The organism is Brevibacterium sp. (assembly GCF_031179145.1).
Classification (GTDB): domain Bacteria; phylum Actinomycetota; class Actinomycetes; order Actinomycetales; family Brevibacteriaceae; genus Brevibacterium.
In genome coordinates, this window is record NZ_JAPSIB010000018.1 from 49271 (window position 1) to 65521 (window position 16251).

The following is a 16251-nucleotide window of genomic DNA, read 5'->3' on the forward strand; positions in this document are numbered from 1 at the left end:
TTCCACGACTCCTTCAGAGTTGTTTGAACGTTCTGCGATAGAAATTCAGCCAGTTCTCGCCCATGATCTTGGCGACTTCCTGGTCGTCGAATCCCCGTTCGCGCAGGCACCGCTCCGCGTTCGGGAATTGTGATGGATCGTCGAACCAGCCCAATCGAGGCTGCGGACCCGAATTCGTGCTGGAGCCGGCTCCGTACTGGATCTCTCTGGCCCACCGCCCCTGCCGCATCCACTCGAGATACTCCATACCACCCGTCTGATCGAAGTCGGTACCGATGCCGACATGGTCGATGCCGATGCGATCGACTGTCCAAGCGACGAGTTCAGACCACTTCTGAGATGTGGTGTAGTCACCCGCGATGTTTCTGTAGATCGACAACCCGATGACGCCCCCATTGTCCTTGAGCGCGTCGAGCACCTCGGTCGGCTTGTTCCGTGGATGCGGGGCAAGTTCCGCCGGATTGGAATGAGTGATCGCCACCGGTTCCTGCGAGTGCCTGATCGCATCCATGGTCGTCGTATTCCCGACGTGCGAGAGGTCGATGACCATTCCGCATCTGTTCATCTCGCGCACCACGTACTTTCCGTATCTCGACAACCCGGAATCGTGCGGTTCGTAGCAGGATCCTCCGATGTCGGATTGGATGTTGTACGTCAACTGCCCAACCCGAGTGCCCATGCGGGCGAAGAGCTCGACGTATCCTAACCGTCCCTGCAGGAAAGCCACATTCTGGAATCCGAGGAGGATGGCGCATCGACCCGAATCCGCAATCCGAGTGATGTCATCGGCAGTGTAGGCAATCTCGACCAGGTCGGCGTTGTCTTCAGCCATGTGACGCCATTTGACGATTTGATCCATTGATTCGGTCGCATCTTCCCAGAACCCCACGGTGACCGTGGCGCATCCGACAGTACCCGCGGCAATCTCGTCAAGGGCAGGTCTGTGGTCGGGTTTCTCCTTTTCCAGCGGGGTGCAAAGCAGGCTGTCGACGTACAGCATTGTGCGTTCCTTCGTTCGGGTGTCCGTGGACGTGGTGGGGTCTGTGGTCATCGCGGAGACGGTCCGTGGGCAGCGATGAATGCGGCGATGTTCTGGTTGTCGAGTTCGTCCGGGTCAGTGAGCAGGTAGAGCTCCTCGCTGGTGAACTGCTTGGTAATCCGCTCTCCGGGCCGAATGACATCGAGAACCGTTCCGCCCGTATGCTGTCGTGAGATCGGGGTGTCGACGTCAAGTCCGGCGTTGCCTCGGTAGTAGATATTCCAGAATGTTGTCGCATCGACTTCTCGGCCCGTGGCGCAGAAGTCTCCCATTGTTGCGAAGTATGAGCTCCGCAGAAGCTCGGGATCATCCCCTTTCCTCACGCGTCCGACAAACTTGTCCGGCTTCTCCTCGACGTCGAAGACGATTCCGTATCGGTACAGTTCGAGCTGGATTCCTGCGACGGCATGGTCGGGGACGACGTTTCGGATCTCCACTCGGAGCGGTTCGGAGTCGGCGTGGGCTCCGATGAGATTGACGAGGACGTGCCCGGTGACAAGGAGGCTCTGGCCGAGGTTGTCGATGACAAGGACATCGTGCTCGAATCTGTGGGTGGGAGCCTGCCAGGCTTCCGCCTTTCCGGTCTTGGGATCGAGTGATTCGATGAGCAAGTCGCCGAATGTCGTGGCAGCCTCGATATTGGCCGTCATGGCTGTGACGACGAACTCCCGAGCCCCATGCCATGACCCTTGCGGGACATTGAGCGCTTGGAAGGCTCGACCGGCCATCAGTCGGATCTCTCGATACTTCATCGCGATCGTGTCAGTCGCATGTCCTGACGGCGGGGTGATAGGTGTCTGCACCGGAGTGAGGACGACCTTGACCTTCGACTGATCCGATGGCCGGACCTCGGGAGCCTCCAGTTGGGCTCGAGGTCGTCGAGTGGGAACGTTCGGCTTCTCGTACGACCACCACCATGTCGAATCGTCCGCCCCTGCGATCTCATCGCGATACGGAGCCGATTCGAAGATCAATCCACGAACGTCTCTGCCCATATGATCCTCGGTGCGATCGAGACCGTGGATGAACGAATTGACGAACCGGATCACCCACACAGGAACGAAGTCGATGTCGTGTGGATCGGCGTGAGCGGTGGCGAATGGTTTGTCCTGGAGAGACAGCACGAGTCGCGCGATGTACTCAAGTTCAGGGTGCTCTGTCAGCAATTCACCGAGAAATATGAGATCGGTGCCTTCGATCGCGGACTGCAGTGCCCGAATCTGCATTGGGTAGCTCTGAATGAGCTCGTGGGCTTCCGGCACCTCTTCGCGTGGCCCCGACCGCGGTTCCTCGGCAGCTCGCGACTGATACCACACCCGGTCCCTGAACTCATCGTCATTGAGCGGCAGTTCGAGTGCCCATCGGTAGTCAGTGTTGATGATGTCAGCGATCGTCGACACGCGGGTAGTCGGATCGAGATCGAGGTGTTCTTCGAAGTTCAGCCGCTCCTCTGCAACCTTGTCGCAGTAGTCAGGGACCAGTTCCATGAGAAGAGCATTGAACGAGTGCAATGCCTCCTTGCTCACCTGATTCATCGACTCCCGATGAATGGTGCCGAGAACAGTCCGTCCGGGTGATGGAACGACTTCGCCTCGAGCGGCAGCTCGAACCTTCGCTCTGATCCGCCGCAAGTCGGCGACGATCTCCATGTTGCTGGTGAAGAATCGATACGAGGTTGGAAGGAACGACCGATAGGTGATGGTGCGATTCAGGTGCCGTTCCAAAGCGGCGAATTCTGAAGGGCCGATCTCATCGTTGGTGAGCACATGTCCGATGACCTCGAGGTAGGCGGCAATGTAGGAGTGGACCAGAACGGGACGATTGTAGAAGAGCATCGCCAGGCCCAGAGCTGAACCGTTTCCGACTCCGATGAGACGCTTGACCGATTGGTCGAGGCGGACAGCCGTTTCCGGTGCGTCCAGTCGGGCAAGCTCTTCGACGAGGTCGACCGAGAGCTCTCGCATGAGATAGGCGGAGAGCATCTGAGCATGGTAGGAGGTCTTGAGCGGGTGCCCTGGGCGGATCCCGGCGAACGGCATCGTGCCGAACGTGCCGTTGCCGTCGAGACCGGTATTGCGCATGACGTAACCGACATTGCGGAGATCCTTGGTGTCCGGCTGTTCACCACTGGCGAGAGCTTGTCGAACCGACCTGAATATCCTCAGGCTTTGATTGGACCGGAACCAGACCAGAGTATTGCTTGTGGCTCGCCCTTCATAGAGCCGCGGAATCTCCTCCTTGGTGATGCGCACCTCTTCAGCGGTGGCCACTCCGTCGAGAAGAGCTCCGGTCATGTCCCAGCTGGTGCCGATGATTCGACCGGTGCGGTTCTCATGCGAGGGTTCCTGCATGAATGCGAGGAAGGTGAGTGCGCCCTCGGGTGTGGTGATGGAATAGCGAGCTTCGCCATTTCCTCGAGCGTCGACTGCGAAGATCTCTCTCTCGATGCGCCACTTCTCTCGGATCATCTTTGCGATGAAGCTCCGTGAAGCGGAGAGTCGATTCGGCTGCATGGCGCCGAGGTTCCGGGGGTCCATCACGAAATGCGGATCGTCGAATGTCCCGACTTGGTTCTGTGCCACTCTGCACTGCCCTTCAACCGTACGTCAATTTATATTTGACGCTCATCTAGTGTCTGTTGACGTACTTTTGAGATTAGCAAAGTCGACAATGCTCGAACAAGGGGAATTCAGATATTTCTTCAGCCGACTCGAAGGGGCTCAGAATCATTCGAGCCAGCACTCGCAACGACCATCAGCACCGGTCGCTTCGAATGGAGCCGTGAGCAGACGCAGACGAACTGAGGCCGCACCTGAGATCAGGTGCGGCCTCAGCAGAGGAACCCAGCGCGGGTCAGCTCACGCGCGGAACTCGACCTGGGTGGCTCCCTTGGGACGCGCAGCCTTGAGCTCCTGGTATTTCGCACGCAGCTCAGGGGTGGCGGCGATGTCGATGACCGTGGCGGCCATCGTCTTGGCTCCGTCGATGACGGCGGCGTCGGCGGCCGGGGTGATCGCTGCGGCGGTGAATGCAGGATTGTGGGCGGGAGCCGACTCACCGATGAACGTCATCATCGGGTGGATCGAGGGCACCACTTGGGACACATTGCCCATGTCCGTGGAGCCGCCGCCCAGACCTGTCGAGGAATCAACGGTGCGACCGGTCAGGGGCAAGTTCGCATCCCACAGATCGGCGAGGGTCTCGTCGTGGTCGATCGGCGCATAGGCGTACTCCGTCGATTCCCATTCCCACCGGCAGCCGGTGGCGATCGCGGCTCCTTCGAAGCATTTGAGAACCCGCTGCTTCGTCTCCCGCCAGACGTCGAGGTCGAAGGCCCGGACTTCGACCTGGACCGTCGTGTGCTCGGGGATGATGTTCGTCGCCTGCCCGCCTTCGGAGATGAAGGCGTTGAGATTGACCTCCTTGGGCAGATGCTGGCGCAGCATCGCAATCGCATTCAGGGCCAGCACTGCGGCGTTGCTCGCATTGATACCCTGCTCCGGCATGCCGGCCGCATGCGCCGTCTTTCCTGTGTAGTCCACCTTGAACCGGTCGACCGCAGTCGCATTCATCGACCGGGCACCGTGACTGTCGGCCGTCATCTCCGGCGTCTCGGTCATCCCGTGGATCATCAGGGAGATGTCCGCATCCTCCCACGCACCCGCTTCGAGCATCGCCACCTTGCCGCCGCCGTGCTCCTCGGCGGGAGTGCCGAGCAGCTTCACGGTCAACCCCAGCTCATCGGCCACCTCGGCGAGCGCCAGGGCAGCGCCGACCCCAGCGGAGGCGATGACGTTGTGACCACATCCGTGACCGATCCCGGGCAGGGCATCGTACTCCGCACAGATCGCGACGACGAAGTCGCCGCTGCCGCGAACGGCTTCGATCGCCGTCTCCACACCGTAGACCCCTGTCCTGGTGTCGAACCCGGCGGCCGACATGGTCTCTGCGATGAGCTTCGCCGATTCGAACTCCTCCCAGGACAGCTCCGGGTGCGCGTGAATCGTGTGGCTGAGGGTGAGCAGCAGTTCACGCAGGGAATCGACCTTGGCACTGGTGCGATTCTTCGCTTCGGCAATCGACGGCATCGTCATATCCACTCCTCGTTTCGACAGGGCTCTCAGCGTCAATACTGCGCGATTCGCGGTTCGTCCGCTGACAGAATCCGATATCTGAATCCTACGCACACGACTGTTCGTCCGGTGCGTGCCCGGTGGTGGCTCGGCCATGATCAGAGCGCCGGAAACACTCATCGCGAACGAAGGCACGGACCGGTGGACCTATTCGAACACCTGAAGCCGGTTCACCTGTTGTTCACATGAGAAAGTCCTTATAAACAGGCGATCGACGCCACAACTATGCCAAGCTCACATTCGAACACCGCGACAATCGGCCGTGGTCGGATTCCCGCCACTCGAACCGGAAGAGGACACCAATGACGATGCTCGTCCCGCACCGAATTCTCATCGCCCCCAGTGGGTTCAAGGAGAGCCTGGACACCGTCGAAGTCGCCAGTGCCATCGCCGAGGGCATCCGCTGTGCCCTGCCCGCCGCGCACATCGACACCGTCCCCCTCGTCGACGGCGGCGAGGGCTCAGCCGCCGCACTGGCCCACGCCACCGGGGGCCGCATCGTCGACGCCTTCGTCACCGGACCCGTCGGCTCACTGGTGCCCAGCCACTTCGCCCTCCTCGGTGGGGCGGGCACAGGCACCGCCGTGGTCGAGATGGCCGCTGCAGCCGGACTCGCCCTCGTCCCCCGCGATCTCCGCGATCCCGGCGCCACGACGACCTACGGCGTCGGCGAGCTCATCCGCGCGGCCCTCGACGCCGGCGCTCAGCGGATCCTCGTCGGCTGCGGTGACTCGGGCACCTGCGATGGAGGGCTCGGGGCGCTGCAGGCGCTCGGCGCCCATGCCCGCGACGAACTCGGCGCCGAAGTCGGCTTCGGCGGCAACGCACTGGCCGACGTCCGCACTCTCGACCTGTCCGGACTCGACCCCCGCCTCGATGAGGTCGACGTCTTCGTCGCCTGCAACCCCTACAACGTTCTCCTCGGCGAGAAAGGCGTGGCCCGAGTCTTCGGCCCGCAGAAGGGCGCCACCCCCGACCAGGTCGAACACCTCGCGCTCGGTCTCGAGAACTGGGCGGCCATCCTCGAGCGCTCCGGCGTTCAGGACGAGGGATACGACTACGGACACGGCATCGGCACCGGCGCCTCGGGCGGACTGGGCGCCGGACTGGCCGGCGGCATCGGGGCCACCCTGCTGCCGCGCTTCGAGGTCATGCTCAGTCACGTCGACCTCGACGGGCTCATCGCCGCTGCCGACCTCGTCATCACCGCCGAGGGCGCCGTCGACTTCCAGACTCCCAAGGGCAAGATCCCCGCCGAGGTGGCCCGCCGTGCCAAACTCCACGGCAAGCCGGTCTTCGCGCTGGCCGGCAGCATCGGCGGCGGTGCCAGGGACGTCCACAACGTCGGCATCGACGCCTTCTCCTCGATCCTGTCCGTTCCGATGCCGCTGGAGGAGGCGATCTCCGCCGGGAGCGAACTCCTCGCCGCAGCGGCCGAACAGGCGATGCGCCTGATCATGGTCGGCTGTTCGATCGGCTCACGGATGTCTTCGCCGTCGCCGCTCGTCCCCGGCCTTGTCGCACCTCGGCTCCTGGAACGCATATGAGCGGTCCCGCCTCCGCGCTGTGGTCGAGAATCGATGAGCTGAGGGCCGGATCGACCAGCGCTGCCCCGGTGACGATCGGTGCCCGGCGCCGCTTCCGGTGGGTCGTGTCCGCGATAGTCCCCCTCACCCTGACCGCGTCGGCAGGGGTTGCGGTGATGCTTCCCGAATCCCTCCCCTACGCCGCCCGCATCACCCTCTTCGGCTTCGCCCTCGCGACGATCCTGTGGTCGCTGACCTCGATGAACGCTGCCTACGTCGCACTCGCCGTGGTCGTGCTCGTTGTGCTCCTCGGCGGAGCCAGTCAGGAGCACCTCTTCGACTCCCTCGCCTCCGACGTCATCTGGCTGATGATCGGTGCCTTCGTCCTCGGCGGAGCCCTGCGGACCTCGGGGCTGGCCGAGCGTCTCACCGCACTCGCTCTGCGCAGGTCCCGCACGGTCGGTGAGACGTTCTGGCTGGTCACAATTGTCCTCCTGCCGCTCTCCGTCTTCATTCCCTCGACCTCCGGCCGGGCCGCAGTGGTCCTGCCGCTGTTCCGGACCCTGTCCGACCTCTTCGCCGACCGCCGGATCACCCGGGCGCTGGCCCTGCTGATGCCGACGATCATCCTCGTCACGACGATCTCGACGCTCATCGGGGCGGCGTCCCACCTCATCGCCGTCGACCTCCTGCGCCAACTCACCGGCGACACCATCACCTTCGCCCACTGGGCTCTATGGGGCGTGCCCTTCGGACTCGCCGCAGCGCTCGCCTCCTGCTGGGTCGTCACCCGCATGTTCCTCGACCCGGAACTCCGGGCGCGGCGGCTGCCGGCCCCGGCCTCGAGCACGCGGGCACAGCAGGGCGGCCCGCAGACGCAGCACATCCAGCGACGGAATCGCCTCAGTCGCAGCGAACGCATCACCTCGACGGTGCTCATCGCCATGGTCGTGCTGTGGTTGAGCGAGCCCGTCCACGGCCTCGAGGTCGCCACCGTCACTCTTGTCGGGGCACTCGTGCTCACGATGCCGCGAATCGGGGTGATCTCCTGGAAACGGGGACTCGCCTCGGTGTCATGGAACCTCGTCGTCTTCGTCGGAGCGGCGCTGACCCTGGGCGGCGCGCTCATCGAATCCGGGGCCGGGCAGTGGATCATCGACAGCCTGTTCTCCTTCGGCGGTCTCAGTGCGACGAGCCCGACCCTCGTCGTCGTCCTCTTCATCGCCCTGCTCACCCTGACCTCGCATCTCTACCTCACCTCACACACCGTCCGCGCGATCGCGCTCGTGCCGCCGTTCCTCTACCTCGCCGCGAGCATGGACCTCAACCCCGTCGCTGTGCTGTTCATCGCCACGGTCGGGATGGACTTCTGCCTCACCCTGCCGGTGAGCTCGAAGGCGATCCTCGTGTTCCAGGAGACCGATGTCGACACCTTCACGCCGAGCGATCTGATGCGGCTGAGCGCCGTGCTCATAGTCGTCCACGCCGTGCTCATGGTGGTCTTCTACTTCGGCTTCTGGCAATGGACCGGACTCGCCCTATGACCTCCCTGCCCGCCACTTCGCCTCTCGTCTCCTCGCCCCTTCACTCAAGGACTTAGCCGATGACTCTGCGCCGCAAACTCTTCATCCTCTTCGGCTCGCTCGTGGCCATGACCTTCCTGGCTGCCGGGATCACCACGTGGGCGGTGATCAACTGGAAGACGACCGAGAACGACCTCCAGCGCCACTACGAGCGCAGCCTCAAGCTGCAGAACGTCCGCGCTCTGACATTTCAAGCCGTGCTCGAGGTGCCCGAGGGGCTGACCGGCAACGATCCCGACGCCCGGCAGGACTTCGAGGAGACGATCGCCCCTGCCGCCGACTCCCTGAAGACGTGGGCACAGCTCGTCGACACTCCCGAGGAACGCGAAGAGGTCGAGCAGGTGCAGTCGGCCTTCGACGCCCTCGTCGCGGATTCGCACTTGGCCTTCGACCACATCGAGGCCGGCAGCTTCGCCGAGGCGGATCGGCTCTTCGACGAACAGATCGAGGAGGCGAGCTCGGAGTCGTTCCAAGCCGTCACCGACCAGGCCGAAGCTACCGACGCGGAGCGCCGCGAAGTCATCCACGACGCGACGAAGCAGACCCGGCACACCGCCGAGGTGATGCTCATCATCACCGCCATCAGCGCCTTCGGCATCGCTCTGCTCCTCGCGGCCTACCTCATCAGCGACGTCTTCACCCCGCTGCGGGACGTGCGACGGGCACTGGCGCAGGTGCGCAAGGGCGATCGCTCGGTGCGTCTCAACGAGGAGCGCCACGACGAGTTCGGGCAGGTCAACCAGGAGTTCAACCGACTCGTCAACACCCTCGCAGAGGCGGAGGACTCGACTGCGAGTCCGCTCGTGCATCCGGGCCGGTCCGCGCCGGCACTGACGGTCGAACGCGCTCACGTGCGTCCGCTCGTCTACGAGGTGGTCAGCCGTCTCCATTCCGAACTCGCCGAGCGCTCAGCGGATCTCGACGTCACGTTCGACACCTCGGCGAGCCACGTGCCCGTCGACTATCTCCCCGTCCAACAGGCGCTGAGCGCACTGATCGTCGACACGATGGAGAGAGCGGGCGGAACCGGCACTCACCTCGGCCTGAGGATCAGCGACACGGGCGTCGACAATGATCCGCGACTGGTCATCGAGGTCGGCGGCACCCGGCCCGCCGACACTGCAGCATCGACCGTGCCCGCCTCGCCGTCATCCCCTCTGGACGACGGACAGGTGGCAACCGAGCCCCGGACGCGCAGCCTCGCCCTGGTCAGGGCAGTCGCCCAGCAGCACGGCGGCGCACTGGTCCTCGAGGACTTCGGCGCTCAGGGCACCTATGCCCGGATGGAACTGTCGCTGATCACGCGCTGAAGTCGAGTTGGTGTGAATCCCAGCCAAACCTTGCCAAGTTGAGCAGGAATGACACATACTTGCTCATACTGTTCAACTTCTGCTCACTCAACCGACCCGCCTCACCGTGGAGGACACTGTGGATCTGCAACTCATATTGGCGCTTGTCGCCGGGATCGCGACGATCGTCGTCATTGTCCTGGCCACCCGCCTCGACGCCTTCATCGCTCTGCTCGTCGCGGCCGTGGTCACCGGCGTCGTCGCCGGCCAGGACCTGCTCGCTCTCGTCGATTCGATCACCACCGGTTTCGGCAACACCCTGGCCAGCATCGGCATCGTCATCGGCCTCGGCGTCGGGATCGGCAAGGTCCTCGAAGTCTCCGGCGCCGCCGACTCCCTTGCCCAGGCCTTCCTGCGCGCCTTCGGCAAGGGCCGCGAGCCCTGGGCGATGGGCACGGTCGGATCCTTGGTGTCGATCCCCGTCTTCTGCGACTCGGGATACGTCATCATGAACCCGCTCGCCCGCTCCATCGCCCGCGTGAAGAGGGGCGGCTACGTCACCCTCGCGCTGGCGCTCGGCTGTGGAATGACGCTGACCCACCACATGGTGCCGCCGACCCCCGGACCACTCGCCGCCACGGGCATCCTCGGCGCCGACATCGGCGCGGTCATCCTCACCGGTGTCGTCTTCACCGTCATCCTCCTGCCCGTCGTCGTCATCTACGCCCGGTGGATCGGGCCGAAGCTCGAACCCCTGCTCAACACCGAGGTCCGCGAACAGGTCTACGGCACCGTCGGCGCCACCTCGTCGGGCACCCGCGCTTCAGGCGGAATCAACACTCTCACCGGTGATGAGAGCACCCCTTCAGCGGCGTCCGACGACGTCGCGGTCGACGGTAATGACACGACCACCTCGGCGAAGAAACCGGGGGCTTTCCTCGGGTTCCTCCCCCTCATCGTGCCGCTGCTGCTCATCGTCGCCAACACCGTGTGCACCGCGATCGACAAGAACGCTCAGGGCCAGCTCTCCGGCGACGCCTACGAAGCCTCGGCCTGGGTCGCCCCGATCGCCTTCATCGGCAACCCCGTCATCGCCCTGATCATCGGACTCGTCCTCGCCGTCTACATCCTCCTGCCCCGCGTGACCCCGCGCTCGACGGTGCAGGGGTGGCTCGCCGACGCAGCCTCCTCCGCTGGTCTCATCCTCCTCATCACCGGTGCCGGCGGCGCTTTCGGCATGGTGCTGCGGGAGTCGGGCGTCGGTGATGCCCTCGCCGAGGCGATCGCCTCGATCAGCCTGCCCGCCCTCCTCGTGCCGTTCATCATCGCCACGCTCGTGCGCCTGGCACAGGGTTCGGGCACGGTCGCGATGATCACCGCCGCCTCCGTGACCGCCCCACTCATCGCACCCCTGGGGCTCAGCCCTCTCGTGGCCGTGATGGCGTGCACCGCCGGGTCGATGGTCTTCTCGTACTTCAACGACTCCTACTTCTGGGTCGTCACCCGCTTCGCCGGACTCGACGGAGTCTCCGCGATCAGGGGCTGGTCCGGAATCACCACCGCCGTATGGGCGGGTTCCCTGCCGCTGCTGTTCGTGCTCGACCTGGTCGTGTGATGCCCCTGTCCTCCCAGCAGCCGACAGGATCCCGCGGAGGCTCGACGGCGGATGCGGCCTCGTCACCGCGGTTCGTCATCGTCGCCGACGACCTCACCGGCGGGAACTCCTGCGGCGCCCTCTTCGCCGAGGCGGGTCTGCGCACCATGACCGTCACCGGCACCGGCGGGAACGAGCGCGTGAGCCTCAGCGACCTGCTCGACGACTACGATGCCGTCGTCGTCAACGCCGAGACCCGCCACCTGCCGCCCGAGACGGCTGCCGAGATCACCTCGGCGATCGTCCGCGCCGCCGGTCCCGTCGACCTCGCCACCTGCCGCATCGACACAACCCTGCGTGGGAACGTCGGACCCACCGCCGAGGCGGCCCTGGCGTCCCGGCGGGAGCTGGCCGGAGATGGAGTGAAGGTCATCGGGCTGTGTGTTCCGGCCTTCCCCTCAGCCGGACGGATCACCGTCGGCGGGCGGCAGCTGCTGCACGGCAGCCTGCTCGAGCAGACCGAACTGCGCCACGACGTGCGCTCCCCGATGCGCACCTCGGTGGTCGCCGACATCCTCGAGACCGGAACCGAACTCGCGACTCACACGATCGAGCTCGAGACCGTCCTCGACGGTCGCTGGGCCCTGCGCGCCGCCGTGCTCAGCGGCATCGGTATGGGCGCCGACGTCATCGTCTGCGACGCCCTGACCACCGAGCACGTGGACCTCATCGGCCAGGTGGTCGTCGACCTCAGCAGGGAGATCGCTGCCACCCCGGCCGATGCTCCCGGCGAGAACGCCCGGCTCCACGCGCGCCTGCGCCACGGCGAGAGACTCGAATGGCTGGCCATCGATCCGGGACCGGGCAGCCTGGCTCTGGCTCAGGCCCTGCTGCCGGCACACCACGACGAGGTGATCCTCGGCCTCTCGGGATCGGCAACCGAGGTGACCCGGAGCCAGCTGGCGAAACTCGCCGAAGACCCCGCGGTCACAGTTCTGCGCGCGGTCCTCGACGAGGACAACCTGCCCGATGTCGAGGCCACGGTCGCACAGGTCGCGGGAGTCACCTCGGCGAAGGCGATCATCGTCGCCACCGTCGTCGACGCCTCCGACCTCCGCGAGCTCACAACCGAGCAGTCGGAGCTCCTCCCCCGCAGACTCGCCCGGATCGCCGCCGAGGTGATGGCCGCGAGCACCGTGTCCGGGCTCTACACGACAGGCGGAGACGTCACCGCGGCCGTTCTGTCCGAACTCGACGCCCTCGGGATGGAGCTCGACACCGAGATCATCCCTCTCGCCGTCGGCGGGCGGCTCATCGGCGGACCTCATTCCGGGGTGCCCATCGTGACGAAGGGCGGACTCATCGGGGATTCGGGCACGGCCGAACTGTGCCTGGACTACCTGAGCCAGGCCGCACGGCTGCGCAGGGCCGAGCACCGCTGACCTTGCCCGCCGGCAACTCAAGACCCGCACAGGCATAATCATTGGAACCCAACGTCAAGGAGACTGACATGACCGCTCCCGTACTCGCCGTCACCGTGGGCGACCCCGTCGGAATCGGACCCGAGATCACCGCTCAGGTGCTCAGCGAATTCGCCGGCCGGGACGACCAGCACGGCGTCGCCGTCGCCGACCTCGCCGTCATGCAGCGCGCCGTCGACGTCCTCGGACTCGACGTCGAACTGCGTCCCATCACGGATTGGTCGACCCCGGCGGCAGGCGCCGGGGTCATCGACGTCTTCGACATCGACGTGCTCGGGACCGACCTGCCCGACTGGGGCGTCGTCGACGCTCGCGCCGGTCACGCCTCGGTGAAGGCGATCGAGATCGCTGCGAAAGCGGCGATGGACGAGGAGATCGCCGGAATCGTCACCGGACCGATCAACAAGGAAGCAGTATGGAAGTCCGGTTCGCAGCACCTCGGACACACGGAGATGCTCGGTGAGCTCACCGGCGTGACGAAGCAGGACACGATGTTCGTCGTCGAGGACACCAAGGTGGCCGACCACAAGCTGCAGATCTTCTTCGCCACCCGCCACATGTCGCTGCGCAAGGCGCTCGACGCTCTCACCGTCGACACCCAGGTCGATTCGATCCAGCGAGCCCACCGCGCCCTGCAGCTCTACGGTGTCGACTCCCCCCGGCTGGCCGTTGCCGCTCTCAATCCCCACGGCGGGGAGAACGGGGCGTTCGGCGACGAGGAGATCGAGATCCTCCGACCCGCCGTCGACCGCGTCAACGCCGGCTCCGACTTCGAGGTCGCCGGCCCCATCCCGGCCGACTCGGTGTTCCACCACGGGCTGATCGGACGCTACGACGGGATCCTCTCCCAGTACCACGACCAGGGTCACATCGCCTCGAAGACCTATGACTTCGACGGCACGATCTCCGTCACCGTCGGCCTGCCCATCCTGCGCACCTCCGTCGACCACGGCACCGCCTTCGACATCGCCGGGAAGGGCATCGCCGACGCCGGAACCATGCGTTCGGCCTACGCCGCCGCGATCGGCTATGCCCCCTTCGTCGACGGAATCCGGGCAGAGTACCTGCCGAAGTGAGGATCGTGCTTCGGTCGGAGGTTGGGTCGCCGGCAGAGGCGGTTGAAAACTGTGAGGTGATGGAGTGATGGCGGTTCGCAGCGGAACGCAGAAGCGGAGAGAGACCATCGCCTCACTGCTCAAGACCGGATCATGGAGCATCGCGCGCCTGGCCGCCGAACTGGGGACCTCCGAGTCGACGATCCGCCGGGACCTGCGCGAAATGTCAGAGACCGGAGCGATCATCCGCACGATCGGCGGCGCCGCCGCGGCCGGCTATGTCGAACCTCCTCTGGGTCAGCGGATGGAGCAGAACGCCGAGGCGAAGGACGCGATCGCGGCGACCGCCCAGCGCTTCCTCGACGATCCGGGAGTCCGGTCCGTGTTCCTCGACGCGGGGTCGACGACAGTGCGCCTGGCCGAGAGGATCCGCTCCCGGCGCGACCTCACGGTCTACACCCGCGGTCTCGAGATCGCCCTCACCCTCGCCCATCCCGCAGGCCCCGAGGTCGTGATGATCGGCGGCCGGGTCTCGACGATGTCGCACGGCACGACCGGGGCGCTCAGCGACTACGCCCTCGACCGACTCCGGGTGGACGTCGCATTCCTCGGCGCCGATGCCGTCGACCCGGCTGCCGGTCTGGGAGAGCCGACGCTCGAGGAGGCCCGGACGAAGGAGCTCGTCGCCGAACGTGCGGGTGCCGTCATCGTCATGGCCGACAGCTCGAAGACCGGTCGGGAGGTCGCCGCGTGGGCGCCCATGCCGGACGGCTGGGTGTGGATCGACGAGACGGGATCGCGGACGTTCGGCTGAGTGCCTCTCACCTGACCGGTGTAATGGTTTTTGACAGATCATCCGTTACACGCACAGACTCGAACCATGAACACGTCATGGGTGTGGCTCGGTGATCATCTCGCCGTCGACTTCGCGAACACGGTCAAAGTCGTCGACGGCAGAACCGTCGAACTGATAGGAACTCGGGAGGAGTTCAACAGCTGGTACGAGCTCGTACCGGCGCCGCTGCCGCACATCGACATCCGCGACAGCGAGCTCGTCTCACTTCGGACCCTGCGCGACGTCGCCCTGCGCCTGTTGCACGCTGCCGCCGCCGGCGAGGCGCTGGACACCGAGGACGTCAGTTCGATCAATCGCACGGTCCGGGCCTCAAGCATCAGTCGTGTCCTCGGGGCGACAGTGGGATCGACGCGACTGGAGGCAGGCGACGACTTTCCCGCCCTGGCCGGAGTGCTTGCTTCTGCAGTCGTCGATCTGCTCGCGCAACCGAACATCGCCAATCTCGCGGTCTGCCCGGCTCCTGACTGCGGACAGTTCTTCCACCGGGCACGGCCGAATCAACGGTGGTGCAGCCCCGGATGCGGCAATCGCGCTCGAGTCGACCGCCACCGGCACCGGCGGAACTCCCCGAGCGAGGACGGTCGGTGATGATCGACTGGACCGTGGTGCCGACATTCGTCACTGCGGTTGTCCTCGTCCTCATCGCTCCGGGGCCCGATATGGCCTACATGGTCGCTGTCGGAATCGAGGGCGGCAGACGAGCTGCGGTGAGGGCGATCCTCGGTGTGTGCTCCGGCATGGTCGTCTACGTCCTTGCCGTCGTCGCCGGGTTCGGGGCTCTCGTCAGCTCCCAACCCTGGCTGCTCACCGCCCTGAAGATCTTCGGTGCGGGCTACCTGCTGTGGCTGGGAGTCAGCGTCCTGCGGCGCGGGAAGCAGACGGCCGCGGACCGTGAGCATCCGCCATCGGAGAACTGGTACTTCAGGGGCGCTGTGGTCAGCCTGACGAATCCGAAGATCGCCCTCTTCTTCCTCGCCTTCCTTCCCCAGTTCATCGGAGATGCAGACAGCCCCGCTGTGCAGATGGCCATGCTCGGAATCCTCGACGTCCTCATCGAGCTGGTGCTCTACGGAGCGGTGGGCCTGTTCGCGGCACGGTTCCATACACGGCTCGCCGCAGACGGCCGCGCGGGCATGGTGCTGAGCATCATCGCCTGTGCTGTCTATCTCCTGCTGGCCGGGGCCGTGATCGTCGATCTCCTCAGTCAGCTCGTCTGACGCTGGGACGGTCCCAGGCCAATGCTGCCAGAGCGAGCGCTCCGACGAACAGACCGAAGTCACGCAGCGCGACGTCGAGGAACTGCCCCATCGACACCAGGTTGACGATGATGCCGAACAGCCACGCCGCGACGAGCAGGGACCCCCACTTCGGAGCGATCGCCACGACGATGCCGGCGACGATCTCGACGACGCCGACGGCATACATCGCCTGCTGGGCGGTTCCGGGCAGGAGCGAGTCGATCCAGGGTGCGAGGTAGATCGTCCAGTCGACGAGGAGGTCGAAGAACTTGTCGAGGCCGAACAGGATCGGCGCGACGATGAACACGGTGCGCAGCAGCAGGTAGGCGCGTTCGACGCCGACTCCTGTTCCTGCCGATGTCGAGGCCGGGGTTGCGTTGAGCATGGCGTTGTCCTTTGCAGAGAAAGCGGAGAATGCCGGTGGGCATTCCTTGACTGCTCTGTGTCGACGCGAACC

The 16251-nt window shown here is 65.1% G+C and carries 13 protein-coding genes; 9 read left to right on the forward strand and 4 right to left on the reverse strand.

Annotation, left to right across the window (positions count from 1 at the left end):
* Positions 1-13: 13 nt before the first annotated feature.
* From RIT73_RS13345 to RIT73_RS13355, 3 genes are all read right to left on the reverse strand, one after another.
* A complete protein-coding gene (locus tag RIT73_RS13345) occupies positions 14-1000 on the reverse strand; it encodes a membrane dipeptidase (RefSeq protein ID WP_309132574.1) in 987 nt (328 codons plus the stop codon).
* A gap of 47 nt (positions 1001-1047) precedes the next feature.
* Complete coding sequence (locus RIT73_RS13350; protein WP_309132575.1) at positions 1048-3621, reverse strand: hypothetical protein; 2574 nt, start codon at positions 3619-3621, stop codon at positions 1048-1050.
* A gap of 276 nt (positions 3622-3897) precedes the next feature.
* Positions 3898-5133: an amidohydrolase gene (locus tag RIT73_RS13355; protein WP_309132576.1), complete on the reverse strand. Its 1236-nt coding sequence runs from the start codon at positions 5131-5133 to the stop codon at positions 3898-3900.
* Positions 5134-5474: 341 nt separating this feature from the next.
* On the opposite strand from RIT73_RS13355, the gene RIT73_RS13360 reads away from it, so the two are divergent.
* The 9 genes from RIT73_RS13360 to RIT73_RS13400 all read left to right on the forward strand — a co-directional run bounded on the left by RIT73_RS13360 (position 5475) and on the right by RIT73_RS13400 (position 15773).
* Positions 5475-6719, forward strand: a complete 1245-nt coding sequence (locus tag RIT73_RS13360; RefSeq protein ID WP_309132577.1) for a glycerate kinase — start codon at positions 5475-5477, stop codon at positions 6717-6719.
* Positions 6716-8242, forward strand: coding sequence for an SLC13 family permease (locus tag RIT73_RS13365; protein ID WP_309132578.1), 1527 nt, complete (start codon positions 6716-6718; stop codon positions 8240-8242). The genes RIT73_RS13360 and RIT73_RS13365 overlap by 4 nt, the downstream gene beginning before the upstream one ends.
* Positions 8243-8301: 59 nt before the next feature.
* A complete protein-coding gene (locus RIT73_RS13370) occupies positions 8302-9591 on the forward strand; it encodes a HAMP domain-containing protein (RefSeq protein ID WP_309132579.1) in 1290 nt (429 codons plus the stop codon).
* A 118-nt stretch (positions 9592-9709) separates the two neighbouring features.
* Entirely contained in the window at positions 9710-11185 is a 1476-nt protein-coding gene (locus RIT73_RS13375) for an SLC13 family permease (RefSeq protein ID WP_309132580.1), read from the forward strand.
* On the forward strand, positions 11185-12606 hold the full coding sequence (locus RIT73_RS13380) for a four-carbon acid sugar kinase family protein (RefSeq protein ID WP_309132581.1): 1422 nt from the start codon (positions 11185-11187) through the stop codon (positions 12604-12606). Before RIT73_RS13375 ends, RIT73_RS13380 begins: the two co-directional genes overlap by 1 nt.
* 68 nt (positions 12607-12674) lie before the next feature.
* Positions 12675-13721, forward strand: a complete 1047-nt coding sequence (gene pdxA, locus RIT73_RS13385) for a 4-hydroxythreonine-4-phosphate dehydrogenase PdxA (RefSeq protein ID WP_309132582.1) — start codon at positions 12675-12677, stop codon at positions 13719-13721.
* A gap of 67 nt (positions 13722-13788) precedes the next feature.
* Positions 13789-14514, forward strand: coding sequence for a DeoR/GlpR family DNA-binding transcription regulator (locus RIT73_RS13390; RefSeq protein WP_309132583.1), 726 nt, complete (start codon positions 13789-13791; stop codon positions 14512-14514).
* Positions 14515-14580: 66 nt separating this feature from the next.
* Positions 14581-15144: a CGNR zinc finger domain-containing protein gene (locus RIT73_RS13395; protein WP_309132584.1), complete on the forward strand. Its 564-nt coding sequence runs from the start codon at positions 14581-14583 to the stop codon at positions 15142-15144.
* Positions 15144-15773: a LysE family translocator gene (locus RIT73_RS13400; protein WP_309132585.1), complete on the forward strand. Its 630-nt coding sequence runs from the start codon at positions 15144-15146 to the stop codon at positions 15771-15773. The genes RIT73_RS13395 and RIT73_RS13400 overlap by 1 nt, the downstream gene beginning before the upstream one ends.
* Here RIT73_RS13400 and RIT73_RS13405 read toward each other — a convergent pair.
* Positions 15757-16179, reverse strand: a complete 423-nt coding sequence (locus RIT73_RS13405; protein ID WP_309132586.1) for a hypothetical protein — start codon at positions 16177-16179, stop codon at positions 15757-15759. The genes RIT73_RS13400 and RIT73_RS13405 overlap by 17 nt on opposite strands.
* Positions 16180-16251: the final 72 nt, after the last annotated feature.

Coding starts and splice junctions, on each gene's coding strand:
- RIT73_RS13370 (WP_309132579.1), top strand. CDS start 8,302: ATGACTCTGCGCCGCAAACTCTTCATCCTCTTCGGCTCGCTCGTGGCC.
- RIT73_RS13360 (WP_309132577.1), top strand. CDS start 5,475: ATGACGATGCTCGTCCCGCACCGAATTCTCATCGCCCCCAGTGGGTTC.
- RIT73_RS13405 (WP_309132586.1), bottom strand. CDS start 16,179: ATGCTCAACGCAACCCCGGCCTCGACATCGGCAGGAACAGGAGTCGGC.
- pdxA (WP_309132582.1), top strand. CDS start 12,675: ATGACCGCTCCCGTACTCGCCGTCACCGTGGGCGACCCCGTCGGAATC.
- RIT73_RS13395 (WP_309132584.1), top strand. CDS start 14,581: ATGAACACGTCATGGGTGTGGCTCGGTGATCATCTCGCCGTCGACTTC.
- RIT73_RS13400 (WP_309132585.1), top strand. CDS start 15,144: ATGATCGACTGGACCGTGGTGCCGACATTCGTCACTGCGGTTGTCCTC.
- RIT73_RS13365 (WP_309132578.1), top strand. CDS start 6,716: ATGAGCGGTCCCGCCTCCGCGCTGTGGTCGAGAATCGATGAGCTGAGG.
- RIT73_RS13355 (WP_309132576.1), bottom strand. CDS start 5,133: ATGACGATGCCGTCGATTGCCGAAGCGAAGAATCGCACCAGTGCCAAG.
- RIT73_RS13390 (WP_309132583.1), top strand. CDS start 13,789: ATGGCGGTTCGCAGCGGAACGCAGAAGCGGAGAGAGACCATCGCCTCA.
- RIT73_RS13345 (WP_309132574.1), bottom strand. CDS start 1,000: ATGCTGTACGTCGACAGCCTGCTTTGCACCCCGCTGGAAAAGGAGAAA.
- RIT73_RS13380 (WP_309132581.1), top strand. CDS start 11,185: ATGCCCCTGTCCTCCCAGCAGCCGACAGGATCCCGCGGAGGCTCGACG.